The organism is Pseudomonas sp. SDO5271_S396 (assembly GCF_054071795.1).
In genome coordinates this window covers 1-24,903 of the sequence record NZ_JBSVWB010000068.1, presented here as the reverse complement: position 1 = coordinate 24,903, position 24,903 = coordinate 1, and the positions used below count along the sequence as shown (strand labels likewise).

Genomic DNA, 24,903 nt, shown 5'->3' with positions numbered 1-24,903 from the left:
GCTTTGGTGAATTCACTACAGCTATCGCAGGCAAGCCAGCTCCCACATTGACCCAGTTTCTTCAGGCGGGGTTATGTACTTCCCTTAGCCCAGGTTCTTGCCCAGCAGGGCGTGGTACAGCTCGCTGTCTCCCAAAATCCCCACCACCTGATTGTTGTCGTGCAGCACCAGCTTGTTGCCGGTCTGGTAGCGGATCTGCAACGCGTCGCGCATGCCGATGTTCGAGTCCACCAGGGTCGGCACACGGCCCAGGCCTTCCACGGGTTGCCCCGGCGCCCAGTTCTGCAGGTTCATCACCGCGCCATTCTGGCGGGCGCCCTGGATGGTGTTGCCTTCGGCCAGGTCCAGCCACGAGTCGCCGCCCGGGTCCAGGCACACCGAACCATTCACGCGCTTGCAGTTGTCCAGGGTGCGCATCAGGCTGCGCCCGCACAACACGTTCAGCGGGTTGGTATGGGCGACGAAGGTGCGCACATAGTCATCCGCAGGGTTCAGCACGATCTCTTCCGGCACGCTGTACTGGATGATCTTGCCGTCTTTCATGATCGCGATGCGGCTGCCGAGTTTCAGCGCCTCGTCGAGGTCGTGGCTCACGAACACAATGGTCTTGCTCAGCTTGCGTTGCAGTTCCAGCAGTTCGTCCTGCAGGCCCTGGCGAATCAATGGGTCGAGGGCGGAGAAGGGTTCGTCCATCAGCAGGATATCGGCGTCCATTGCCAGCGCACGGGCCAGGCCGACGCGCTGCTGCATGCCGCCGGAGAGCTCATCCGGCTTCTTGTTGCGCCATTGGGTCAGGCCCACCAGCTCGAGTTTTTCATCCACCAGCTTGCGCCGATCCTTTTCGGGACGGCCCTGCATTTCCAGGCCGAAGCTGATGTTTTCACGCACGGTCAGCCAGGGCATCAGGGCGAACTTCTGGAACACCATGGCGATGCGCTTGGTGCGCATCATCTTGAGCTCCGCATCGGTGCAGGAGGCGATGTCGATCTGGCGACCTTCGTGCTCCACGAACAAGTGGCCGCGACTCACCGTGTTGAGGCCGTTGATGCAACGCAAGAGGCTCGACTTGCCGGAGCCCGACAGGCCCATCAGCACGCAGATTTCGCCTTTCTCGATGTCCAGGCTGGCTTTTTCAACGCCGACGATCTGCCCGGTCTTTTTCAGGATCTCGTTACGGCTCATGCCCTGGTCCAGCAGCTTGAGCGCTTCGCGCGGGTCTTTGGAGAAGATCACGTCGACATTGTCGAATCGGATAATGCTCATGCATCACCCCCTACTTTGGCGTCGGGTTGTTTGCAGATGCGGTCGAGCATGATGGCCAGCAATACGATTGCCAGGCCGGCTTCAAAGCCCAGGGCAATGTCGGCGGTGTTGAGCGCGTTGACCACCGGTTTGCCGAGGCCGTCGGCGCCCACCAGGGCCGCGATCACCACCATCGACAACGACAGCATGATGCATTGGGTAATACCGGCAGCGATGCTCGGCATGGCGTGGGGCAGTTCAATGCGCGAGAGCAACTGACGGCGCGAGCAGCCAAAGGCCTTGCCGGCGTCCATCAACTCTTGCGGTACATCGCGGATACCCAGGTAGGTCAGGCGGATCGGCGCGGCAATCGCGAACACCACCGTGGAAATCAGCCCGGGCACCACACCCAGCCCGAAGAGGGTCAGGGTAGGGATGAGGTAGACGAAGGTCGGTACGGTCTGCATCAGATCGAGCACCGGCCGCATCATGGTGTAGAACAGCGGTTTGTGCGCGGCGACAATGCCCAGCGGCACACCGATGACCACGCAGACCAGGGTGGCGAACAGCACTTGCGCCAGGGTCTCCATGGTTTCCTGCCAGTACCCGAGGTTGAGGATCAGCAGGAAGGAGGCGATGACAAAAACAGTCAGTCCCCATTTACGTTGGATAAAGTGAGCCAGCAGCGCAATCAGACCGATCAATGCCAGCGGATTGAACCAGGTCAGCGCAAACGTCACACCGTGGATCATCGTTTCCAGTGTCGATGCAATTGCGTCGAAATAGCTGGCCCCGTGTTGGGTCAACCATTCGACGAAGGCAGCGATGTACTGGCCTAGTGGGATTTTCTGTTCAGTCAGCATGGTAGTGAATGTCCACATGCGAAGAGGGAAAACATCCCGGGACAGCGCACCGTCCCGGGGTCAGCGTTATTTGGCGAGGTAGGCTTTGACGGCCTCCAGACCGGGTTTGCCGTCGACGGTGGTGACACCGGCCAGCCAGGTGTCGAGCACCTGCGGGTTGGCTTTGAGCCAGGCCTTGGCGGCAACGTCGGGTTTTTGTTTATCGTCCAGGACTTTACCCATCAGGGTGCTTTCCATGTTCAGGGTGAACACCAGGTTTTTCAGCAACTGGCCCACGTTGCTGCATTCCTGGGTGTAGCCCTTGCGGGTATTGGTGTAGATGGTGGCCTGGCCGTAGTTGGGGCCGAACGAATCGTCACCCCCGGTCAGGTACTTCATCTTGAAGCGGGTGTTCATCGGGTGCGGTTCCCAGCCGAGGAACACGATGGCCTGGTCGCGTTTGGTAGCGCGTTCCACTTGCGAGAGCATCCCGGCTTCGCTGGACTCGACCACTTTGAAGCCTGCGGTTTTCAGGCCGAAGGCGTCTTTGTCGATGAGGGTCTGGATGGTGCGGTTGCCGTCGTTGCCCGGCTCGATGCCGTAGATCTTGCCGCCCAGCTCATCCTTGAACTTGACGATATCGGCGAAGTCTTTCAGGCCTTTTTCGTACAGCGCTTCCGGGACCGCCAGGGTGTACTTGGCGTTCTCCAGGTTGGCGCGCACGGTTTCCACGGTGCCGGCATCACGGTACTGCTTGATGTCGTTTTCCATGGTCGGCATCCAGTTGCCGAGGAAGATATCCATGTTCTTGCCGTCAGCCAGGGACTTGTAGGTCACCGGTACCGAAATCATCGTGGTGCGCGGCTTGTAGCCCAGGCCCTTGAGAATTTCGCTGGTGGTCGCGGTAGTGACGGTGATGTCGGTCCAGCCGACATCGGAGAAGTTGACGGTCTGACATTGTGCCGGTTCTGCAGCGTGCGCCAGGACTGGCAGACTCAGCATGGCGGCCAACAACAACGAGGGTGAACCTTTCATGGGGCTAGACTCCTGTGTTTTTTCTGGCGGCATTCGCCGCGCTTTATAAGTGTTGCGGTTGGAGCGTGCGACAACAGCTCTGGCACGGTGCCTTGCAAACGAGTCGTGACTGATCATGTACCAGTGAAAATCTGACGCCTACAGGGGGCGTCGTATCCAGTACAGGGATGGTCGTATCCAGTGTCGGTGACGTCGCTTACAGATTTTTCCGAGGGTAAAACTGCTGTTTTTACCCTTCTGCACCGCTAAAAACGGCCAAAACAAGTGATCGTACGCAAGCGACGCTAGTGAGCATGGTCACGTCGGTGTGAGACGCCGTGAGGGGCGGCAAAAGCTTGATGATGCCGCCATTCGGGCGAATTCAGCGTAGCAGGTAGCCCGTGCTTATCGAGGAGTTCCACGGCAATGGCTATCAGCGTTTTCGACCTGTTCAAGATCGGCATCGGGCCTTCGAGTTCTCACACCGTCGGCCCCATGCGCGCCGCGGCGTTGTTCGTCCAGGGCTTGCGTGAACGTGAACTGTTGGAACAAGTGCGGCGCGTCGAAGTTCAGCTTTATGGCTCTCTGTCCGCCACCGGCATCGGCCATGGCAGCGACACGGCGACCATCATGGGCCTGATGGGCGAGTGGCCGGACGCAATCGACCCGTCGCAGATCGGTGTGCGTATTCACACCCTGTGTGAAACCGACACCTTGTTGCTGGACGGACGCCTGCCGGTACCTTTTATCTGGGCGCGCGACATGCGCCTGCTCGACGAAAACCTGCCGTTCCACCCCAACGCCATGACCCTGGTGGTGTTCGGCGATCAGGGTGAACTGCACCGCGACACCTACTATTCGGTGGGCGGTGGTTTTGTGGTGGACGAAGCCCAGGCGCAAAGCGGCGTGGCCGATATGGATCGCACCGAACTGCCCTACGACTTTTCCAGCGCGGTGGAGCTGTTGCACCTGTGCAAGACCCACAACCTGCGCGTCGCCGAGTTGATGCTGGCGAATGAAAAGGTCTGGCGCTCCGAAGAAGAAATCCGCAGCGGCCTGATGAAGCTCTGGCACGCCATGCAGGATTGCGTGGAACAAGGCCTCAAACACGAAGGCATCCTGCCCGGCGGCCTGAATGTACGCCGCCGCGCCGCCAAGCTGCACCGCAGCCTGCAGGAACTGAACAAGCCCAATGTGATCGGCTCGACCTTGAGCGCCATGGAGTGGGTCAACCTGTTCGCTCTGGCGGTCAATGAAGAAAACGCCGCCGGCGGACGCATGGTCACGGCCCCCACCAACGGCGCGGCGGGGATCATCCCGGCGGTGCTGCACTACTTTATGAAATTCAGCGAAGACGTCACCGAAGCCAACGTGGTCGACTACCTGCTCGGTGCGGCGGCGGTGGGCATTCTGTGCAAGAAAAACGCATCGATCTCCGGTGCCGAAGTCGGCTGCCAAGGGGAAGTAGGCTCAGCCTGCGCCATGGCCGCCGCCGGGCTCGCCGAAGTCCTCGGCGCCACGCCGGAGCAACTGTGCAACGCGGCGGAAATCGGCCTGGAACACAACCTCGGCCTGACCTGCGACCCAGTGGGCGGGCTGGTGCAAGTGCCGTGCATCGAGCGCAACGCGATTGCAGCGGTGAAAGCGATCAACGCCGCGCAAATGGCCTTGCGCGGTGACGGCCAGCACTTCATCTCCCTGGACCGGGTGATCCGTACCATGCGCGATACCGGCGCGGACATGCATGACAAATACAAGGAAACGTCGCGGGGTGGGTTGGCGGTGAGTGCCGTTGAGTGCTGAGACCGTGTCGACTGCATCGCAGGCAAGCCAGCTCCCACATTTGAATGTGTTCACAAATCAAACTGTGGGAGCTGGCTTGCCTGCGATAGCAATAGTCCAGACTGCACTGCTCATAAAGTGAACACCCGGATCCAAAAACGCCACCTTTTAGCGCGTCGCAAACAGATAAGTAGCTTGCGAACGATTCCCCGCCTGAACACCCATCCCCTGTGCGAGCGGTGACAGACTTTTCCCTCACCCGCAAAGCGCCTTCCCACAAGTGCTACCGAACTGCTCACACCTATTGAGACGGCTTGTTCCTACGCGTATTTTCGACCATATCCATACATCCGGCGCGGGCTTGTTTAGACGCGTCATCAGGTCGTTTTTAGGAGTTATTGGACGGCCATTCAATTTTAGGCATGGCATTTGCTCTATCAATTCAAAGCCTCGTTCTGTGTCGCAGACGAGCGCAATAACAAGAGCCTCGCCTGAGGCCATCACCCGCTTTGTGTGAGGAGATATCGCGATGACGTCGTTCAACTCCGGGGCTCAACCCCAGAACCGTGCGCCTCAATCCATCGGCTTTCTGCTGCTGGACAATTTCACGCTGATTTCCCTGGCGTCCGCAGTAGAACCCCTGCGCATGGCCAACCAGTTGTCCGGTCGCGAGCTGTACCGCTGGACGACCCTGAGTGTCGACGGAAACCAGGTGTGGGCCAGCGACGGTCTGCAAATCACCCCTGACGCCTCCATGCACAAAGCCCCGGCCCTCGACACCGTGATCGTCTGCGGCGGCGTGGGTATCCAGCGCACCGTTACCCGCGAGCACGTGTCGTGGCTGCAAAGCCAGGCGCGCCAGTCCCGCCGTCTTGGCGCGGTGTGCACCGGCAGTTGGGCCCTGGCCTGCGCCGGCCTGCTGGACGGCTTCGATTGCAGCGTGCACTGGGAATGCCTGGCTTCGATGCAGGAAGCCTTCCCGCGCGTATCGATGAGCACCCGCCTGTTCACCCTCGACCGCAACCGCTTCACCAGTTCCGGCGGTACCGCGCCGCTGGACATGATGCTGCACCTGATCAGCCGCGATCACGGTCGCGAGCTGTCGGCCGCCATCTCCGAGATGTTCGTGTACGAGCGCATCCGCAACGAGCAGGACCACCAGCGTGTGCCGCTCAAGCACATGCTCGGCACCAACCAGCCGAAGTTGCAGGAAATTGTCGCGTTGATGGAGGCCAACCTGGAAGAGCCGATCGACCTGGATGAGCTGGCGGTGTACGTCGCCGTGTCCCGGCGTCAGCTGGAGCGGTTGTTCCAGAAATACCTGCACTGTTCGCCGTCGCGCTACTACCTCAAGCTGCGCCTGATCCGTGCGCGGCAGTTGCTCAAGCAAACGCCGATGTCGATCATCGAAGTGGCGTCGGTGTGCGGGTTCGTGTCCACGCCGCACTTCTCCAAGTGCTACCGCGAATACTTCGGCATTCCGCCGCGTGACGAGCGCGTCGGCTCCAACACCACCCAGCAGGTAGCGATGATGCCAATTCCGCAGGCACTGGTGCTGTCGCCGTTGTCGGGACCGATGTCGGCATTGAGCCAGGCGCGCAATGAGTCGACGTTTGCGAGCGTACGGCTCTAGATCCAGCTGCCTTCATCGCAGGCAAGCCAGCTCCCACATTTTGATCTGTGTATACATTCAAATGTGGGAGCTGGCTTGTCGAGTCGTCGCACCGCTGCGATAGCGGTCTATCAGGCGCCAGAGTTCTGCTTGAACTGCACCAACGCCGGCAACAACTGTTTGTCGATCGCCTGCCTTACCGCCGGCAAAATCGTCGCACGGCCGGTGTACATCTGTTCCACCATGCCCTTGAGCGCCTTGGCGCGTGCTTCGCTCAAGCCGCGTACCGCGCACTCGCAAGCCTGTTCGGCGGTGGCGCCGCTGGACACTTCAAAACCCAGCGAGCGCAGGTGGCCCAGCAGGTCATCCTGGTCAATCAAATCCGCGTGCATCATGACGTTTATCCTGGTGAGGGGAGCGGGGTCTGATCTGGATTCTGGTAGGCCTGCGGGTGGTCGGCAAGGGCCGAATGCCGGGATGGCTCGGATGGCTATGGGCATGTCGTTTTCGGGCCATTTGCCGACGGCGGTAACCGGCACACTGAACCCAGGCACGCCCCTTGACGGTTTGGTCACCCTCAGGATGCATGGCCCACACAAAGCGCTCTGCCCCGGTCTTGTCACGGCTTGATCGGGGCTTTTTTTGCCCGGGATTTGTGGGGTTGCTACCGGCCTCATCGCAGGCAAGCCAGCTCCCACAGGGAAATGCATTCCAAGTGTGGGAGCTGGCTTGCCTGCGATAGCCGCACCGCGGTCTACCGTTGTAACACCAGAATCCTGGACAGCAATTCATCCCGATCGATATAGCACCCCTGAAAATGCCGCGCCCCGGATGTCGGGTCGAACGCATTGCGCGCATGCAGCGTGCGGCGGTTGTCGAAGCACCACAATTCGCCCGGGTTCAAGCGTTGCACTACACGAAAGCGATCCTCCCGCGTCATCGCGATAAACCGCCGATACGCGCGATACAGCAACGGCATCTGCTCCACACTGGCGTCGAACGGCCCGCGCAGAAAGTTGGCCATGCGGATCTCCGACACGTCACCCAGCGCATCCAGCGCAATGATCGGTGCAAGCCGGCGATAGTCGCTGTGGCGGTCTTTATTGCGAAACTCCACGGGGATTTCACAGAGTGCACGGAACGCCTCGGGGTCTTCCGTGCGCAGGGCCTGGGCGATGGCAAAACCGTCGACAAAAATACTTTCGCCGCCGTCGGCGTCATTCACCAGGCAATGCAGAAATTGCAGGCCGGGTTGCAGCTCGCGCGTGGGCAAGTCCGTGTGCAAGGGCAGGTTGAAGGCGGTGTAGGCGTTGCTGTCGGCATCGGCCTTGGACTGTACGTTGAACAGCACGCCGAAGTTGCTCTCGCGGATGAATGAAATGTGCTTGGCGATAAGTGCCAGGGAGCCAGGCTCGGTGGGCACGCCACGGATCTGCGTCAGGCCTGTGTCGCGCAACGCCAGTAGCCATTGCAGCAACCCGTCGGGGTCTTGCATGACGGTTGCATAATCGAAAACCGGCAGCTGGAAATGGCTGTCCCACAGTTGGGCCGTGGGTTTCGCCGCGCGGCGCTCGGCGCGGGATTCGTCGTCGTAGGCGTGGGCCCGCAACCAACCCGGGTCGAACCGGCTGTGGTGGCCGCCACGCCATTCCACACTCAGGTCGCCCTGCTCGATACGCGCAGTGAGCGCGGTGAGCGGCTCGTCCACATCGACGATCTCCAGCACCTGTTCACGGGTCACGCTGTACACGCAATGTGCACACGGGCAGTTGTCCCGCAGCCACTGATGATGGAAGGGGCTGATACGCCCGTCGGCCCAGCGCACACGAAGCTGATCGTCGAGCACCTGCACCTCGTCGAGGTCGCAGATCTTCGGGTAAGTACGGAAATCGGCAACAGCGGCGGCGGTTTGCATGGTAGCTCCTTGGTTTTATTTTTTGGGTGGCAGTCCAATCACTCGGCCCAGCAGGGCAGGGCGCGGCAGGTCGGCCTGTTCTGCGCTGATGGCCGCGAGTCTTTCCCGGGTGGCCTCGGTGAAGGGCGCTGCCTGCGGGCCGGCGAGGTCGACGTGCAGCAGCATCTGCTCGTTGCCCGCCAGCTCCTTCGCGTCACCGACCAGATGCAGGCTGTGGTAGAGGTGCAGACGCTTGGCATCGAAGGCGATGATCTGGGTGTGCACTTCGACTTCGGCGCCCAGCTTCACCTCGTGCAGGTAATTGAGGTGCAGCTCCAGCGTGAACAGCGAATGGCCGCTGGCTTCGCGGTTTTCGCTGTCCAGGCCCAGGGTGTCCATCAGCGCGTCGGTGGCGTAGCTGAAGATCAGCAGGTAGAACGCATCGCGCAGGTGGCCGTTGTAGTCCACCCAGTCGGGCTGGATGTGGGTGGTGTAAGTGGTCAATGCAGGCATGGTGTGGGTTCCGAAAATGTACTCGGTCAACTGTGGGAGCGGGCAAGCCTGCTCCCACAGAGAATCAACAGCGGTTATTCGGCGAAGCTCATACCGTGTTTTTCCTTGGTGGTTTTCACCGCCTCCAGCACCGCCAGCAGTGCATCATCACGATAGCGTTCCAGCGCCGAAATACTGTGTTTGCCCAACTGATCGCTGGTGCCGTCGACCACATCGTCGATCAACTTGTCGGTCAGTTCCGGCGCCGGCAGGTAGGTCCACGGCAACTGCAGGGCCGGGCCGAATTGCGCCATGAAGTGGCGCATGCCGGCATCGCCGCCCGCCAGGGTGTAGGTGAGGAAGGTGCCCATGAACGACCAGCGCAGGCCCGCACCGAAGCGGATGGCATCGTCGATTTCGCCGGTGGTCGCCACGCCGTCGTTGACCAGGTGCAGCGCCTCGCGCCACAGCGCTTCGAGCAGGCGGTCAGCGATGAACCCCGGCACTTCCTTGCGCACATGCAACGGGCGCATGCCGAGGAATTCATACACCTGCATCGCTGCCTGGATCGCTTGCGGCGCGGTATTTTTGCCACCCACCACTTCCACCAGCGGCAGCAAGTAAACCGGGTTGAACGGGTGGCCGACCACGCAGCGTTCCGGATGGGTCGAGCCCTCGTAGAACTCGCTCGGCAACAGGCCCGAGGTGCTGGAGCCGATCAACGCATTCGGCTTGGCCGCTGCGCTGATCTTGCTGTGCAGGTCCAGTTTCAGCTCCAGGCGTTCCGGGGCGCTTTCCTGAATGAAGTCGGCGTCTTTCACGCACTCTTCAATGGTGGCGACAAAGCGCAGGCGGTCTTGTGATGCGCCGGGGGCCAGGCCTTGTTTTTCCAGGGCGCCCCAGGCATTGGCGACGCGTTTGCGCAGCGCTGCTTCAGCGCCGGGCGCCGGGTCCCAGGCGACCACGTCCAGGCCGTGGGCCAGGGCACGGGACACCCAGCCGCTGCCGATGACACCGCTGCCGAGGGCGGCGAAGGTTTTGATTTCTGTGATAAAGCTCATGGCAAATTCCTAAAGTTTTCGCAAATTCTGTTGTGACAGGTATCAGCCGCGCTTGGTCAGGCCCATCTTCACGCGGCCTTCGGCCGGGGTCATGACCCGCGCGCCCAGGCGGCTGAGGATTTCACTGGCGCGTTCCACCAGTTGGCCGTTGGTGGCGAGCACGCCTTTGTCCAGCCACAAGTTGTCTTCCAGGCCCACCCGCACGTTGCCGCCCAGCAGCACCGCTTGCGCCGCCATCGGCATTTGCATGCGACCGATACCGAAACCGGCCCACACCGCATCGGCAGGCAGGTTGTCGACCATGGCTTTCATGGTGGTGGTGTCGGCGGGCGCGCCCCATGGGATGCCCAGGCACAGTTGGAACAGTGGGTTGTCGAGCAGGCCTTCCTTCATCATCTGCTTGGCGAACCACAGGTGGCCGGTGTCGAAGATTTCCAGCTCGGCCTTCACGCCCAGCTCTTGAATGCGTTTGGCGCCCGCGCGCAGTTGCGCCGGGGTGGAGACGTAAATGGTGTCGCCGTCGCCGAAGTTCAGGGTGCCGCAGTCCAGCGTGCAGATTTCCGGCAGCAGCGCTTCCACATGGGCCAGGCGCGTCAGCGGGCCGACCAGGTCGGTGTTGGGGCCGAACTCCATCGGGTTCTCGCCGCCGCCGATTTCCAGGTCGCCGCCCATGCCGGCGGTGAGGTTGACGATGATGTCCACGTCGGCCTCGCGAATGCGCTCCATCACCTCGCGGTACAGCGCCACGTCGCGGCTGAATTTACCGGTCTCGGGGTTGCGTACATGGCAATGCACGACGGTGGCACCGGCCTTGGCGGCTTCCACGGCAGCGGCGGCGATTTGCTTGGGGGTGACCGGTACGTGCGGGCTTTTGGCGGTGGTGTCGCCAGCACCGGTGAGTGCGCAGGTGATGATGACGTCGTGGTTCATGAGGCAGGTTCCTTACAGGCGTGGTGGTGCCGTTCGCAGCCAGGAGCGGCTGCGAAACGGTGGTTCGAATCAGGTTATTTGCTGGTCAATTGCAGGTTGGCTGCGGCGGGCTTGCCGTCGAAAGTGGTCACACCTTCCAGCCAGCGCGCCTGGTCTTGCGGGTGATCCTTGAGCCACTGCTTGGCGGACTCGATGGCATCCTTGTGGTCCAGCAAAGGCTGCATCATCCGGCTCTCGTCAGCGGCAGTGAAGGTGAGGTTGGTCAGCAGTTTGTGCACGTTGGGGCACTGTTCGGCATAGTTCGGCGCGGTAACGCTCCATACCGTGGCCATGCCTTCGTTCGGGCCCAGCGCATCGTCACTGCCGGAGAGGTACGTCATGGCGACGTTGACGTTCATCGGGTGCGGCGCCCAGCCGAAGAACACCACGGCCTCCTTGCGACGCACGGCGCGGTCGACGGCGGCGAGCATGCCGGCTTCGCTGGACTCCACCAGCTGGAACTTGCCCAGGCCGAACTGGTTCTTGGCGATCATCGCCTTGATCTGGGTGTTGGCGCCCGAGCCCGGTTCGATGCCGTAGATCTTGCCGCCCAGCTCTTTTTCGAACTTGGCGATGTCAGCGAAGGTCTTCAAACCCTTGTCCGCCAGGTAAGTCGGCACGGCGAGGGTGGCACGGGCGTCTTCCAGGCTTGGCTTGTCGAGGACCTTGACTTGCTTGGCGTCGACGAACGGCGTGATGGTCTGGGTCATCAGCGGGTTCCAGTAGCCGAGGAACAAGTCCAGGCGCTGGTCGCGGATGCCGGCGAAGATGATTTGCTGGGAAGCGCTGGTTTGTTTGGTCTTGTAGCCGAGGCCGTCGAGCAGTACTTGGGTCATGGCGCTGGTGGCGATTACGTCGGTCCAGTTCACCACGCCCATGCGCACGTTCTGGCAGGACGCCGCGTCGGCGGCCAGTACGTTGGTGCTCAAGATGGCGCTGGCGCTGAGTGCAAGCACGCAGCGGCTGATCAGTCGGTTCATGGTGGATCCCTCGGCAGGTCGTTATTGTGGGGTCCGGCGTCTTTGTGCGCCGTGAGGCCAAGTTACGCAAGCTTGGTGGCGACAAAACGCACGGCGGCGACCAGCTCTTGCACTGCAGCGACCTGCCCCCTTGAATCCACCCGAGAACGGGAGTATCACAGTGCCACGCTGCCCGTCCTACGAGAGCGCCACCATGTCCCAGGATTTCTACTTTTTGCTGATGCCGGGTTTCTCGGCCATCGGCTTTATCTCTGCGCTGGAACCGCTGCGGGTGGCCAACCGCTTTCGTGGCGAGCTGTACCGCTGGCATGTGTTGAGTGCCGACGGCGGCGCGGTGCTGGCGAGCAATGGCATGTCGGTCAATGCCGACGCTGCGCTGGAGCCGCTGAAAAAGGGCTCGACGTTGTTAGTGGTGGCAGGCTTCGAACCGTTGCAGTTCGCCACACCCGCCCTGGAACACTGGCTGCGCCGCCTTGATCACGACGGCGTGACCCTGGGCGCAATCGACACCGGCGCCTGCGTGCTCGCCGAAGCGGGCTTGCTGGACGGTCACCGCCTGACCCTGCACTGGGAAGCCATCGACGCGTTCAAGGAGTCCTATCCGCACCTCGCCGTGACTCAGGAACTGTTCGAGATCGACCGCCGCCGCATTACCTGCGCCGGCGGGACGGCCTCCATCGACCTGATGCTCGACCTGATCGCCCAGGCCCATGGCCCGGAACTGGCGATCCAGGTGTCCGAACAGTTTGTGCTCGGCCGCATCCGCCCGCGCAAAGACCACCAGCGCATGCAGATCGCCACACGCTATGGCATCAACAACAAGAAGTTGGTGCAGGTGATCGGTGAGATGGAGCAGCACACCGAACCGCCCTTGAGCACCCTGGCCCTGGCCGAGGCGATCAAAGTGACGCGCCGCCAACTGGAGCGCCTGTTCCGTCTGCATTTGAACGACACCCCCAGCAACTTCTACCTCGGCCTGCGCCTGGAAAAAGCCCGGCAGCTCTTGCGTCAGAGCGACATGAGCGTGCTGGAGGTGAGTATTGCGTGCGGGTTCGAGTCGCCGTCGTATTTCACCCGCAGTTACAGGGCGCGGTTTGCGAAATGTCCGAGGGAGGACCGGCGACGGGAGGTGGTTTGATCGGCGATTATAGTTAATTATACTCTCGACTATAATTTATAGTCCTTTCCATAATTGAGTATAAAACCATGTCCAGAAACAGCGGCTTTGTGTTTCGTCGGCCGGCTCTGGCGAGCAGCATTGCCGATGGTTTGATGGGGGCCGGTATTCAGGATTTCACTTCCGGCCTGTTTCTTGCTGCGCCGCGCCGCACGGGCAAGAGTACTTTTTTGCGTGAAGACCTGATCCCGGAGTGCCAGTTGCGGGGCTGGCTGACGGTGTATGTCGATCTGTGGGCCGATAAGGAAGCCGACCCTGCGGAGTTGATCGCCAACGCCATTGCCGCTGCGTTGGTGCCCTACGAGAAAGGCATTCGCAAACTGGCCAAGAACATTGGCATCGAGAAGCTGAGTTTTCTGCGGACCCTGTCCTGGGACTTTACCAAGCCACAATTACCCGTCGGGGCGACGCTGACCCAGGCCTTGGAGCTGTTGCACCACGCTGCGGAAAAAACCGTGGTGCTGGTGATTGACGAAGCGCAGCACGCGCTGACCAGCGATTCAGGCATCAATGCAATGTTCGCGCTGAAGGCCGCCCGGGATCAGCTTAACCAAGGGCGTGACGAAGAGGGCAGCGGGTTGTATCTGGTGTTCACCGGTTCCAACCGCGACAAGCTGGCCCATTTGGTGTTGGGTAAAAGCCAGCCGTTTTTCGGGTCCAGCATCACGCCGTTTCCGCTGCTGGGTAAAGAATTCACACAGGCCTACACCGCACACCTCAACGCGCACCTGGCCAAGACCAATCAATTCAATGCGGCGGATATCGATGAAGCCTTCGAACGGGTGGGTCGCCGTCCGGAAATGCTGCGCACCCTCATCGGTGAGGTGGCGCTGGAACTGGGAGAGGCGAGCAACTTGGGTCAACTGCTGCACAGCCGTGCTGAGTTGCTGCGCGCGGGCGTGTGGACCGAATTTGAAAGCGCCTGGAACAATCTCACCGTTCCCCAACGTGCCGTGCTGGAAGTGATGGTTGAGCGTTCCCAGAGCGGCGAACCCTTTGCACCGTTCACCGACAGCACCCTCGCGGCGGTCAGCAAGGCGTTGGAAGAGATGGGCAGCGATGTAGTGCCGGGCACCCAGACGATTCAGGCTTGCATTGATGCCCTGCGGGATAAGGAGCTGGTGTGGAAGTCGAGCCGGGGCGGGTATGCCCTGGAGGACAAGACGTTTGGAGATTGGCTGAAGCACAAGCGCCGTACACCTGACTAAGGGGCGACTCAAATCAAATGTGGGAGCTGGCTTGCCTGCGATGGCGGTGGGTCAGCGCGATAGATGTCGACTGATGTACCGCTATCGCAGGCAAGCCAGCTCCCACAGTGGATAGGTGGCGTGGTTTATTTTTTCAGCAGGGCCGAACAGGCCGCTTTGTAGGCTTCATGCTGGTACTTGTTCAGCGTGGCCGGCAGGGCAAAATCGTGCTTCTTGTTCTGCGCATTGATGGTCTGCGGCGACAGCAGCGTCACCTCCACACCGGCCAGCAACTGAAACACCCCCTCAATCTTGAACGTCGTCGGGCCACCGGCAAATTCGCCTTTCTTGCTGCGTTTCTTGATGGCGATGCGCGTGATGGCGTTTTCTCGCACGAATGCGTTCACCTGTGCGGCGAAGGCTTTGACGTTGGCCGCTTCATCGTCATCTTCCAGGGCGATTTTCTTGGTGGCCAGGGCGACATGGGCCAGCGCCCCGTTTTCCAGGGAAGCGACAGCGATGATGGCTTCGCTGCCTTTGATTTCGATGCCGCAGAGGGTCATGGAGATGCCTTGAATAGGTGAGGGGAGCAAAGGGTAGCAGGCTTCGGTGTGACCGCTGGTCGGATCAGGCGGCCAACCTGTTATTTCTGACAGTAGACCCTGGTTGAGGCCGACCTTAGATTGGCATAACGGGCTATCAATGGGTTCGACGGCCTTTCTGCAAAAGGAATTGCGCCATGAACATCCGCAAGGAAATCCGCACGTTGAGCGCGATCGAGCGGCAGGATTTCATCGACGCGCTGCTGACCCTCAAGCGCACCGGCGGTTACGACAAATACGTTCATTGGTACCAAGCGGCCCTGTTGCCCGCCATTCATCTGCACGAGCCCTACGACCCGCATTACCGCAGCGCTGCCCATAAGGGCCCGGCCTTCCTGCCGTGGCACCGGGAGCTGTTGCGACAGTTCGAAGAGGCCCTTCAAAGGATCAATCCGGACGTTGCGTTGCCTTACTGGGACTGGACCCTCGACGCGTCGAATCCCATCGACTCCCCGCTCTGGCGCGAAGATTTCCTGGGCGCCAATGGCGATCCCGAAGATCAATGGCGCGTGCAGGACGGCGCATTTGCCGAGCGCTGGGGACATTGGCCGGTACCGGCCCGTCCCGATCACGGTTTGCCAGGCACGGGGCTCAAGCGTCGGTTCGGCCAGTGGATCAGCTCACTGCCGACCCTGGATGACGTGCAGATGGCCTTGGGCGAAAGCCTCTACGACGAGCCGAATTACACCGCAAGCCCGTTCAATAGAGGGTTTCGCAACCGACTGGAAGGCTGGGTGACCCAACGTGGCGACCCGCGGGTCACGACGCCCGGTGTGCAGCTGCACAACCGGGTGCACCTGTGGGTCGGTGGCAATCTGTCGACAATGGCTGCGCCACAGGACCCGGTCTTTTTCCTGCACCACTGTTTCATCGACAAGATCTGGGCGGACTGGCAGGCGCAAAACCTGCTGGACCGACCGGCCCTGGCGCCGCATTACTGCCCGATGGTGAACGGCCCGCCCGGGCATAACTTCGACGACGTGATCACGCCCTGGAAAGGGCGTATCCGTGATGTCCTGGAAATAGACGCGCTGGGCTATCGCTACGCCCCCAGCCCGAACGTGGCGTGCAGCCCGTTCAAACCGCCCTTCATGGTGTAACTCGCAGCTTATTCCTGCCCGATCGACTCCAAAAACTCCGACCGCTCGTCGCTCATCCGCGCCAGGCAATCGTTTTGCTCGATGGCATAGGCCTTGGTGCCGCTCACGGCAGGGAAGGTGTCGACGGCGCAATCGGCGTCGCGCAATTTTTCCCACTTCTGCTGGGCATCCTTCAGACGAGCGGTAATGTCCGCCAGCTTGGTCTTGTCACGGCCATAAGTCGACGCCATGCGCTCGAGCAGGCCCTGATAGTTGTCTTTCAGCAGTTGTTCGGCGGTGGTTTTGTTGTAGGTGGCGCATTCCAGGGTTTGCTTGTCGTTTTCGATGCCATCGCACGGCGTGTTGTCGGTGTCTTCAGCCGCGTGTGCGGTGGTTGCGATGAGTGCCAAAGCCAGGAAAATCGATTTCATTGCGCCGTCTCATATCAGGTGATGCGGAATTCTGGCCCAAGCGTAAGACAAATAACAGCCGCCAGTCAGACGTGTCATAGCAGCCTTTGTCGTGGATTGACGCTTTCGGCAATTCCCCTGTCGTTTTTGCACCCGGCTCTGTCGGCCCCTGGGCATATGCTGGCCCCAAAGCGCCGGCAGACGATTCGGCGCATGAATCGCCAATAAGGGGACGCCTGATGAGCCCAGCCGAATTGCACGCCGACAGCATCGTTATCGACGGGCTGATTATTGCCAAGTGGAACCGCGACCTGTTCGAGGACATGCGCAAAGGGGGCCTGACCGCCGCCAACTGCACGGTGTCGGTGTGGGAAGGCTTCCAGGCCACTATCAATAACATCGTGGCCAGCCAGACCCTGATCCGTGAGAACAGCGACCTGGTGATCCCGGTGAAAACCACCGCCGATATCCGTCGCGCCAAGGAACTGGGCAAGACCGGCATCATCTTCGGCTTCCAGAACGCCCATGCCTTCGAAGACCAGCTCGGTTACGTCGAGATCTTCAAGCAGCTCGGCGTCGGTGTGGTGCAGATGTGCTACAACACCCAGAATCTGGTGGGTACCGGCTGCTACGAGCGCGACGGCGGCCTGTCGGGTTTTGGTCGCGAGATCGTCGGCGAAATGAACCGTGTCGGCATCATGTGCGACCTGTCCCATGTCGGCTCCAAAACCAGCGAAGAAGTCATCCTCGAATCGAAAAAACCGGTGTGCTACTCCCACTGCCTGCCGTCCGGGCTTAAAGAGCACCCGCGCAACAAGTCCGATGAAGAACTCAAGTTCATCGCCGACCACGGCGGGTTTGTCGGCGTGACCATGTTCGCGCCGTTCCTGGCCAAGGGCATCGATTCGACCATCGACGACTACGCCGAAGCCATCGAATACACCATGAACATCGTGGGCGAAGACGCCATCGGCATCGGCACTGACTTCACCCAGGGCCACGGCCAGGATTTCTTCGAAATGCTGACCCACGACAAGGGCTACGCCCGCCGCCTGACCAACTTCGGCAAGATCATCAACCCGCTGGGCATCCGCACCGTGGGCGAGTTCCCCAACCTCACCGAGACCCTGCTCAAGCGCGGTCACAGCGAGCGCGTGGTGCGCAAGATCATGGGCGAAAACTGGGTGAACGTTTTAAAAGATGTTTGGGGCGAATAAGCCACCGCTCTCCTAATCCTTAACCCGCTGCCCTTCGCGCAGCGGGCATCCAAACGAATTTTCCGGAGTTAAGTTTCCATGGCCAAGATCGCCCCGCAATTGCCTATCGAAGTCGACAGCGAAACCGGTGTCTGGACCTCCGACGCCCTGCCGATGCTGTACGTGCCGCGCCATTTCTTCGTCAACAACCACATGGGTATCGAAGAAGTGCTGGGCGCCGAGGCCTATGCCGAAATCCTCTACAAGGCCGGCTACAAGTCCGCCTGGCACTGGTGCGAAAAAGAAGCCGAATGCCATGGCCTGGAAGGCGTCGCGGTGTTCGAGCATTACATGAAGCGTCTGTCGCAACGCGGCTGGGGCCTGTTCAAGATCCAGGACATCGACCTCGACAAAGGCACCGCCAGCGTCAAGCTGGAACATTCGGCGTTCGTCTACGTGTACGGCAAGGTCGGGCGCAAGGTCGACTACATGTTCACCGGCTGGTTTGCCGGCGCCATGGACCAGATTCTGCAAGCCCGCGGCAGCCAGGTCCGCACCGTCGCAGAGCAAGTCTACGGAGGCTCCGAAGAGGGCCACGATGACGGCCTGTTCACCGTCAAGCCGTTGTAAGCCGAGGACCGTGCCATGGCTTTCGAAGCAATGTTCCAGCCGATCCAGATCGGCAAGCTGACCATCCGCAACCGCGTGCTCAGTACCGCCCACGCCGAGGTGTATGCCACCGACGGCGGGATGACCACCGACCGCTATGTGAAGTATTACGAAGAGAAAGCCAAGGGCGGTATCGGCCTGGCGATCTGCGGCGGTTCCTCGGTGGTCGCCATCGACAGCCCGCAGGAGTGGTGGAGCTCGGTGAACCTGTCCACCGACCGCATCATCCCGCATTTCCAGAACCTGGCCGACGCCATGCACAAGCATGGCGCCAAGATCATGATCCAGATTACTCACATGGGCCGTCGCTCGCGGTGGGACGGCTTCAACTGGCCGACGCTGATGTCGCCGTCCGGCGTGCGTGAGCCGGTGCACCGTGCGACCTGCAAAACCATCGAGCCGGAAGAAATCTGGCGTGTGATCGGCAACTACGCCAGCGCCGCCAAGCGCGCCAAGGCCGGTGGCCTGGACGGCGTGGAACTGTCGGCGGTGCACCAGCACATGATCGACCAGTTCTGGAGCCCGCGCGTCAACAAGCGTACCGACGAATGGGGCGGCAGCTTCGAAGGCCGCATGAAGTTCGGCCTGGAAGTGTTGAAAGCCGTGCGCGCCGAAGTCGGTGACGACTTCTGTGTGGGCATGCGTATCTGTGGTGACGAGTTCCACCCGGACGGCCTCTCCCACGAGGACATGAAGCAGATCGCCAAGTACTACGACGACACCGGTATGCTCGATTTCATCGGCGTGGTGGGCTCGGGTTGCGACACCCACAACACCCTGGCCAACGTGATCCCGAATATGAGTTACCCACCGGAGCCGTTCCTGCACCTGGCGGCCGGTATCAAGGAAGTGGTCAAGGTCCCGGTGCTGCACGCGCAGAACATCAAGGACCCCAACCAGGCCACGCGCATTCTGGAAGGCGGCTATGTGGACATGGTCGGCATGACCCGTGCGCACATCGCCGACCCGCACCTGATCACCAAGATCAAGATGGGCCAGGTGGACCAGATCAAGCAGTGCGTCGGCGCCAACTATTGCATCGACCGCCAGTACCAGGGCCTGGATGTGCTGTGCATCCAGAACGCCGCGACTTCCCGTGAATACATGGGCGTGCCGCACATCATCGAGAAATCCACCGGGCCCAAGCGCAAAGTCGTGGTGGTCGGTGCCGGCCCTGCCGGGATGGAAGCCGCACGGGTGGCTGCCGAACGTGGCCACGACGTGACCCTGTTCGAGAAGAAAGAATTTATCGGCGGGCAGATCACCACGGCATCCAAGGCCCCGCAGCGTGACCAGATCGCCGGCATCACCCGCTGGTTCCAGCTGGAGCTGGCGCGTCTGAAAGTCGACCTGCGCCTGGGTGTGGCCGCCGATGCCGATACCATCCTGGACTTGCGTCCGGACGTGGTGGTGCTGGCAGTGGGCGGCACTCCAAACGTGGAGCAGAACGAACACTGGGGCGCCGCCGAGGGGCTGGTGGTCAGCAGCTGGGACGTGCTCGACGGCAAGGTCGCGCCGGGCAAGAACGTGCTGGTGTACGACACCATCTGTGAATTCACCGGCATGTCGGTGGCGGATTTCCTTGCGGACAAAGGCAGCCAGGTCGAGATCGTCACCGACGACATCAAGCCGGGCGTGGCCATCGGCGGTACGTCGTTCCCGACCTACTACCGCAGCATGTACCCCAAGGAAGTGATCATGACCGGCGACATGATGCTGGAAAAGGTCTACCGCGAAGGTGACAAGCTGGTGGCCGTGCTGGAGAACGAATACACCGGCGCCAAAGAGGAACGGGTGGTGGACCAGGTGGTGGTCGAGAACGGCGTGCGTCCGGACGAAGCCATCTACTACGCGCTCAAGGAAGGCTCGCGCAATAAAGGCCAGATCGACGTCGAAGCGCTGTTTGCGATCCAGCCGCAACCGTGCCTGAGCGAGTCGGGAGACGGGTACTTGCTGTTCCGCATCGGTGACTGTGTGGCGCAGCGCAATACCCACGCTGCGATCTATGACGCCCTGCGCTTGTGCAAGGATTTCTAGGAAACCACCGAACCACGGTGTACTCGATTTAAATGTGGGAGCTGATCAATGTGGGAGCCGGGCTTGCCCGCGATGCAGGCGACTCGGTCTTGAGTGAAACCGAGGCGATGCCATCGCAGGCAAGCCAGCTCCCACATTGATCCGGTTCCCATGCAAGACCTGCGTGGTCTTTGGGAGCTTCACCATGCTGAACACCCTTCTTCCCATCCTGCTATTCGCCGCCCTGGGCCTCGCCGTCCTCGGCGCCCTGCGCCGGGTGAACATGTGGCGCCGTGGGCGTGCGTCCAAAGTCGATTTGCTGGGCGGCCTGCTGGCCATGCCCAAGCGCTACATGGTCGACCTGCACCATGTGGTCGCCCGCGACAAATACATCGCCAATACCCACGTCGCCACGGCGCTGGGTTTTGTGCTGTCGGCGTTGTTGGCGATTCTGGTGCACGGTTTCGGCCTGCAAAGCCGCATCCTCGGCTACGCGCTATTGCTGGCGTCGGTGCTGATGTTCGTTGGTGCCACGTTTGTGTACCTGCGTCGGCGCAACCCGCCGTCGCGTCTGTCCAAAGGCCCGTGGATGCGCCTGCCGAAAAGCCTCATGGCGTTTTCGGTGAGCTTCTTCCTGGTGACCTTGCCGGTGGCCGGGATTCTGCCGGCAGACTTCGGCGGCTGGCTGCTGGCAGCGCTACTGAGCGTGGGCGTGCTGTGGGGCGTGAGCGAGATGTTCTTCGGCATGACCTGGGGCGGCCCGATGAAGCATGCCTTCGCCGGCGCCCTGCACCTGGCCTGGCACCGCCGCGCCGAGCGTTTTGGCGGTGGTCGTTCCACGGGCTTGAAGCCGTTGGACCTCAGCGATAAGGCTGCGCCCCTGGGTGTGGAAAAACCCAAGGATTTCACCTGGAACCAACTGCTCGGTTTCGACGCCTGCGTGCAGTGCGGCAAATGCGAGGCCGCGTGCCCGGCGTTTGCCGCCGGCCAGCCGCTGAACCCGAAAAAACTCATCCAGGACATGGTGGTCGGCCTGGCCGGTGGCACCGACGCCAAGTTCGCCGGCAGCCCTTATCCTGGCAAAGCCATTGGCGAGCACAGCGGCAACCCGCATCAACCGATCGTCAACGGCCTGGTGGACGCCGAGACCTTGTGGTCCTGCACCACCTGCCGCGCCTGCGTGGAAGAGTGCCCGATGATGATCGAACACGTGGACGCGATCGTCGACATGCGCCGCCACCTCACCCTGGAAAAGGGCGCCACTCCGAACAAAGGCGCTGAAGTCCTGGAAAACCTGATCGCCACCGACAACCCCGGCGGTTTCGCTCCGGGTGGTCGCCTGAACTGGGCGGCGGACCTGAACCTGCCGCTGCTCAGCGACAAAGGCAGCACCGACGTGCTGTTCTGGGTCGGTGACGGCGCCTTCGATATGCGCAACCAACGCACCTTGCGCGCGTTCGTCAAAGTGCTGAAAGCCGCCGGCGTCGACTTCGCCGTGCTGGGCCTGGAAGAGCGCGACAGCGGTGACGTGGCCCGTCGCCTGGGCGATGAAGCCACCTTCCAACTGCTGGCCTCGCGCAATATCCAGACCCTGGCCAAATACAGCTTCAAGCGCATCGTCACTTGCGACCCCCACAGTTTCCATGTGCTGAAAAACGAGTACGGCGCCTTCAACGGCAATTACCTGGTGCAGCACCACAGCACGTTCATGGCCGAGTTGATCGGCGAGGGTGCGCTGAACCTGGGCCAGCACAAGGGCAACAGCGTGACTTATCACGACCCGTGTTACCTGGGCCGCTACAACGGCGAGTACGAGGCACCGCGCCAAGTACTGCGGGCACTGGGCATCGAGGTCAAGGAGATGCAACGTTCGGGCTTCCGTTCCCGCTGCTGCGGCGGTGGCGGCGGGGCGCCGATCACCGACATTCCCGGCAAGCAGCGGATCCCCGACATGCGCATGGAAGACATCCGCGAGACCGGCGCCGAGCTGGTGGCCGTGGGTTGTCCACAGTGCACGGCGATGCTTGAGGGTGTGGTTGAACCGCGTCCACTGATCAAGGACATCGCCGAACTGGTAGCCGATGCGTTGCTCGAAGACGCCGCACCGGCCAAAGCCCCGATCAAACGCCCTGTCCAACAAACGTCTGCGGAGGTGCACTGATGAGCGACATTATCCGCCGCGACCCACGCGCTGAGTGGATCGCCCGCAACCGTCTGCACCCGCTGCACGCGGCCATGCAGCCGGTACAACACAGTTGGATGGGCCCCAATGGCGTCATCCGCAAGAACCTGCATGGCGTCGGTTTCATCGGCCCCAATGGCATCAAGCGGATCGACCGCAGTGGCGCCCAACAGGGCGGCGCTGCCAAGCGCACGGCGGCAGTGGAGGTGCAGTTGCCGTTGCATCAGGTGGCGGCGCCGGCGTTCTACATCAACGTGGTGCCGGATATGGTCGGTGGCCGCTTGAGCAGCCACGACCGCGACGTGCTCGGCCTTGCCCGGCAACTCGCCGGCAGCGACGGCGCGGTGCTGGCGGTTGTGTTCGGTGAGCACAAGGAAAGTGCTTTCGACACCGCCGGTGCGGACCGTCTGCTGGTGCTGGATGGGCGCGAATTCGACGGTTATTCACCGGAACAACGGGTTCAAGGCCTGCGAGCTGTGGATAACCAATTCAATCCCCGTCACTGGCTGCTGCCGGACAGTCGCAGCGGTGGCGGCGAGCTGGGTCGGCGCTTTGCCGCCAGCCTCAAGGAACGCCCGGCCACACGCGTCTGGCAGATCAAGGGCGAAGAGTGCATCGGCCGCGCCGGTGCGGGCCAGGAGGATTTGGCCCGCCCATTGCCGCGCCTGATTCTGGCTGCCGTGGAATGTGCCGAGCCCGTCAGCGAGACCCGCCACGAAGTGTTGCCGGTTGAGTTATCCACAGCTCTGGCGCGCAGCCTGCCGCGTATCGAGGACTTGGGTGCGGTGGCGGTAGACCCGGCGGCCATTCCCATGGCCGAGGCGGAGTTCATTTTCTCTGGCGGCAACGGCGTGAAGGACTGGGCGTTGTTCCACCAGACCGCCGCTGCCCTGGGCGCCACCGAAGGCGCGTCGCGGGTGGCGGTGGACGACGGCTTCATGGCCCGTGACCGTCAGGTGGGTGCCAGCGGCACCTGGGTTACGGCGCGGGTGTATGTGGCCGTGGGGATTTCCGGGGCGATCCAGCACCTGCAAGGCATTGGTGCCTGCGACAAGGTGGTGGCGATCAACCTCGACCCGGGTTGCGACATGATCAAGCGTGCCGACCTGTCGGTGATCGGCGAAAGCGCCGCAATTCTGCAAGCCTTGATCGTTGCGGTCGAGGCTTACCGCAACGGCGCCAAGCGCGATGCGGCTTGAGGATATGGCCATGACCACGAATGTAATCAGCCTGGTGTCCATCGGCGCCCATCCCACCTCCGGGCGCCCGCGCCGTGCCGAACAGGACGCGCGCGCTGTCGAGCTGGGGCTGCAATTGGCTGGGGATAAGTTGCACGTGCTGCATGCCGGCGACATCGGCGAACCGACTCTGCGCAGCTACCTGGGCATGGGCTTGCCGCAGTTGCATGTGCTGGAGCAACCGGTGGGCAGCGATGCCTTGCCGGTGCTCAGCGACTACCTGCGCGAAGCCGGGGCCCAGGTGGTCCTGACCGGTAGCCAGGCGGAAACCGGCGAAGGTTCGGGCATGCTGCCGTTCCTGCTGGCCGAACAATTGGGTTGGCCGTTGATTGTCGGGCTGGCCCAGGTCGAGTCCATCGACGGCGGCGTGGCTCATGTGCTGCAGGCCTTGCCCCGTGGCCAGCGCCGCCGCTTGAAGGTGCGCTTGCCCTTCCTGGCCACGGTGGATAACGCCGCGCCCAAGCCTCGGCAAAGTGCCTACGGCCCTGCGCAACGTGGCGAGCTGGCAGCCCATGAGGTGGAAGTTGAAGAAGACGAGTTATTCACAGGCGCAGTGCTGCAACCGGCCAAGCCTCGGCCCAAGCGCCTCAAGGTGATCAAGGCCAAGAGTGGCGCGGACCGTATGAAGGCCGCGACGGCCAAGGCCAGTGGCGGCGGCGGGCAGGTGCTCAAGGGGCTGACGCCCGAAGCGGGCGCCGAAGCCATCCTCAAGTTGTTGGTTGAAGAGGGCGTCGTTCGCTGAACCCGATCAGGGATTGCGGTTTACCCACAATCCCTGTTGACCCATCTGTGGATAACCTGTTCGCGCCTGTCCACACCCCCGCAGAATCAAGCCCTGCAGCCCTCTGTACGAAAAACGACCAGGTTAACTCGCGGTTTTTCCTGGGGTTTTTCCACCGCTCGAACCCTTTCTGCACACAGACTTGCCCCCAAAGTCTGTTGGCGCTTCTGTGGATAAGATGTTCGCTATCAGCTGTAGCCCTTATTAATCGGGGCTTTCGGCGAGTCGTTCAAAAAACGATCAATTCCTGGTTTTTAGCCGATAAAAACCCTGAATGGCCCGGTTTATGAAGGTTCGATGCGCTTTTCCACAGCGCTGCAAGCGTTGTCCACAATTGCTGTGGGTGGGTCTGTGGGTAAGTTGTTGGGTAACGGCTGGAGGGCTTGCTGCTTCAGGGCTGTAGGAGGATTGATCAGATTTTGAGCAACGTGGAGATAAAAATGTGGGAGCTGGCTTGCCTGCGATGACGGCAGTGAAT

General features: G+C 61.5%; 23 protein-coding genes. 11 read left to right on the top strand and 12 right to left on the bottom strand.

Going from position 1 to position 24,903, the window contains the following annotated elements; genetic code table 11:
* Positions 1–84 precede the first annotated feature (84 nt).
* The 3 genes from choV to ACW9IN_RS28005 all read right to left on the bottom strand — a co-directional run bounded on the left by choV (position 85) and on the right by ACW9IN_RS28005 (position 3,119).
* Positions 85–1,263 (bottom strand): choline ABC transporter ATP-binding protein, encoded by a 1,179-nt coding sequence (choV, locus tag ACW9IN_RS28015; protein ID WP_457368910.1) that lies wholly within the window; start codon positions 1,261–1,263, stop codon positions 85–87.
* A complete protein-coding gene (gene choW, locus ACW9IN_RS28010) occupies positions 1,260–2,105 on the bottom strand; it encodes a choline ABC transporter permease subunit (RefSeq protein WP_457368909.1) in 846 nt (281 codons plus the stop codon). Before choW ends, choV begins: the two co-directional genes overlap by 4 nt.
* Positions 2,106–2,171: 66 nt before the next feature.
* Positions 2,172–3,119, bottom strand: a complete 948-nt coding sequence (locus ACW9IN_RS28005; RefSeq protein ID WP_457368908.1) for a choline ABC transporter substrate-binding protein — start codon at positions 3,117–3,119, stop codon at positions 2,172–2,174.
* Positions 3,120–3,524: 405 nt separating this feature from the next.
* On the opposite strand from ACW9IN_RS28005, the gene ACW9IN_RS28000 reads away from it, so the two are divergent.
* Together ACW9IN_RS28000 and gbdR are read left to right on the top strand one after the other, a co-directional pair.
* On the top strand, positions 3,525–4,901 hold the full coding sequence (locus ACW9IN_RS28000) for an L-serine ammonia-lyase (protein ID WP_457368907.1): 1,377 nt from the start codon (positions 3,525–3,527) through the stop codon (positions 4,899–4,901).
* A gap of 508 nt (positions 4,902–5,409) precedes the next feature.
* On the top strand, positions 5,410–6,513 hold the full coding sequence (gene gbdR, locus ACW9IN_RS27995) for a choline metabolism transcriptional regulator GbdR (RefSeq protein ID WP_065938176.1): 1,104 nt from the start codon (positions 5,410–5,412) through the stop codon (positions 6,511–6,513).
* Between the two features lie 110 nt (positions 6,514–6,623).
* On the opposite strand, the gene ACW9IN_RS27990 is transcribed toward gbdR, so the two are convergent.
* From ACW9IN_RS27990 to ACW9IN_RS27965, 6 genes are all read right to left on the bottom strand, one after another.
* Positions 6,624–6,887 (bottom strand): hypothetical protein, encoded by a 264-nt coding sequence (locus ACW9IN_RS27990; protein WP_457368906.1) that lies wholly within the window; start codon positions 6,885–6,887, stop codon positions 6,624–6,626.
* 359 nt (positions 6,888–7,246) lie between these two features.
* Positions 7,247–8,407 carry a gamma-butyrobetaine dioxygenase gene (locus ACW9IN_RS27985; protein ID WP_457368905.1) on the bottom strand — a complete coding sequence of 387 codons (1,161 nt, stop codon included), beginning with the start codon at positions 8,405–8,407 and terminating at the stop codon, positions 7,247–7,249.
* A gap of 15 nt (positions 8,408–8,422) precedes the next feature.
* Positions 8,423–8,899, bottom strand: a complete 477-nt coding sequence (locus tag ACW9IN_RS27980; protein WP_457368904.1) for a thioesterase family protein — start codon at positions 8,897–8,899, stop codon at positions 8,423–8,425.
* A gap of 74 nt (positions 8,900–8,973) precedes the next feature.
* Positions 8,974–9,939: an L-carnitine dehydrogenase gene (locus tag ACW9IN_RS27975; protein WP_457368903.1), complete on the bottom strand. Its 966-nt coding sequence runs from the start codon at positions 9,937–9,939 to the stop codon at positions 8,974–8,976.
* A gap of 42 nt (positions 9,940–9,981) precedes the next feature.
* Positions 9,982–10,869: a 3-keto-5-aminohexanoate cleavage protein gene (locus ACW9IN_RS27970; RefSeq protein ID WP_457368902.1), complete on the bottom strand. Its 888-nt coding sequence runs from the start codon at positions 10,867–10,869 to the stop codon at positions 9,982–9,984.
* Between the two features lie 74 nt (positions 10,870–10,943).
* Positions 10,944–11,888, bottom strand: a complete 945-nt coding sequence (locus ACW9IN_RS27965) for a choline ABC transporter substrate-binding protein (RefSeq protein WP_457368901.1) — start codon at positions 11,886–11,888, stop codon at positions 10,944–10,946.
* A gap of 193 nt (positions 11,889–12,081) precedes the next feature.
* Between ACW9IN_RS27965 and ACW9IN_RS27960 the strand changes: the two genes are divergently transcribed.
* Together ACW9IN_RS27960 and ACW9IN_RS27955 are read left to right on the top strand one after the other, a co-directional pair.
* Positions 12,082–13,026, top strand: a complete 945-nt coding sequence (locus tag ACW9IN_RS27960; RefSeq protein ID WP_457368900.1) for a GlxA family transcriptional regulator — start codon at positions 12,082–12,084, stop codon at positions 13,024–13,026.
* A 68-nt stretch (positions 13,027–13,094) separates the two neighbouring features.
* Positions 13,095–14,273 (top strand): AAA family ATPase, encoded by a 1,179-nt coding sequence (locus tag ACW9IN_RS27955; RefSeq protein WP_457368899.1) that lies wholly within the window; start codon positions 13,095–13,097, stop codon positions 14,271–14,273.
* 125 nt (positions 14,274–14,398) lie between these two features.
* Here the strand turns inward: ACW9IN_RS27955 and ACW9IN_RS27950 are convergent, their stop codons facing one another.
* The gene (locus ACW9IN_RS27950) at positions 14,399–14,815 is read right to left on the bottom strand and encodes a DUF3010 family protein (RefSeq protein ID WP_457368898.1); all 417 of its coding nucleotides are present in this window, start codon (positions 14,813–14,815) and stop codon (positions 14,399–14,401) included.
* Positions 14,816–14,991: 176 nt separating this feature from the next.
* On the opposite strand from ACW9IN_RS27950, the gene ACW9IN_RS27945 reads away from it, so the two are divergent.
* Positions 14,992–15,954: a tyrosinase family protein gene (locus ACW9IN_RS27945; protein ID WP_457368897.1), complete on the top strand. Its 963-nt coding sequence runs from the start codon at positions 14,992–14,994 to the stop codon at positions 15,952–15,954.
* An 8-nt stretch (positions 15,955–15,962) separates the two neighbouring features.
* Here the strand turns inward: ACW9IN_RS27945 and ACW9IN_RS27940 are convergent, their stop codons facing one another.
* Positions 15,963–16,364 (bottom strand): lysozyme inhibitor LprI family protein, encoded by a 402-nt coding sequence (locus tag ACW9IN_RS27940; RefSeq protein ID WP_457368896.1) that lies wholly within the window; start codon positions 16,362–16,364, stop codon positions 15,963–15,965.
* Positions 16,365–16,582: 218 nt separating this feature from the next.
* Between ACW9IN_RS27940 and ACW9IN_RS27935 the strand changes: the two genes are divergently transcribed.
* The 6 genes from ACW9IN_RS27935 (at position 16,583) to etfB (ending at position 24,386) form a co-directional block, all read left to right on the top strand.
* On the top strand, positions 16,583–17,560 hold the full coding sequence (locus ACW9IN_RS27935) for a dipeptidase (protein WP_457368895.1): 978 nt from the start codon (positions 16,583–16,585) through the stop codon (positions 17,558–17,560).
* A gap of 78 nt (positions 17,561–17,638) precedes the next feature.
* The gene (locus tag ACW9IN_RS27930; RefSeq protein ID WP_424489540.1) at positions 17,639–18,169 is read left to right on the top strand and encodes a DUF5943 domain-containing protein; all 531 of its coding nucleotides are present in this window, start codon (positions 17,639–17,641) and stop codon (positions 18,167–18,169) included.
* A gap of 15 nt (positions 18,170–18,184) precedes the next feature.
* Positions 18,185–20,245 (top strand): dimethylglycine demethylation protein DgcA, encoded by a 2,061-nt coding sequence (dgcA, locus tag ACW9IN_RS27925; protein WP_457368894.1) that lies wholly within the window; start codon positions 18,185–18,187, stop codon positions 20,243–20,245.
* 184 nt (positions 20,246–20,429) lie between these two features.
* On the top strand, positions 20,430–22,385 hold the full coding sequence (gene dgcB, locus ACW9IN_RS27920; protein WP_457368893.1) for a dimethylglycine demethylation protein DgcB: 1,956 nt from the start codon (positions 20,430–20,432) through the stop codon (positions 22,383–22,385).
* Positions 22,385–23,605, top strand: coding sequence for an electron transfer flavoprotein subunit alpha (gene etfA / locus ACW9IN_RS27915; RefSeq protein ID WP_457368892.1), 1,221 nt, complete (start codon positions 22,385–22,387; stop codon positions 23,603–23,605). Before dgcB ends, etfA begins: the two co-directional genes overlap by 1 nt.
* Positions 23,606–23,615: 10 nt before the next feature.
* Positions 23,616–24,386, top strand: coding sequence for an electron transfer flavoprotein subunit beta (gene etfB, locus ACW9IN_RS27910; protein ID WP_457368891.1), 771 nt, complete (start codon positions 23,616–23,618; stop codon positions 24,384–24,386).
* A gap of 323 nt (positions 24,387–24,709) precedes the next feature.
* Here etfB and ACW9IN_RS27905 read toward each other — a convergent pair.
* Positions 24,710–24,903, bottom strand: a 194-nt coding sequence (locus ACW9IN_RS27905; RefSeq protein ID WP_457368890.1) for a hypothetical protein, incomplete at its 5' end; no start/stop codon positions are given.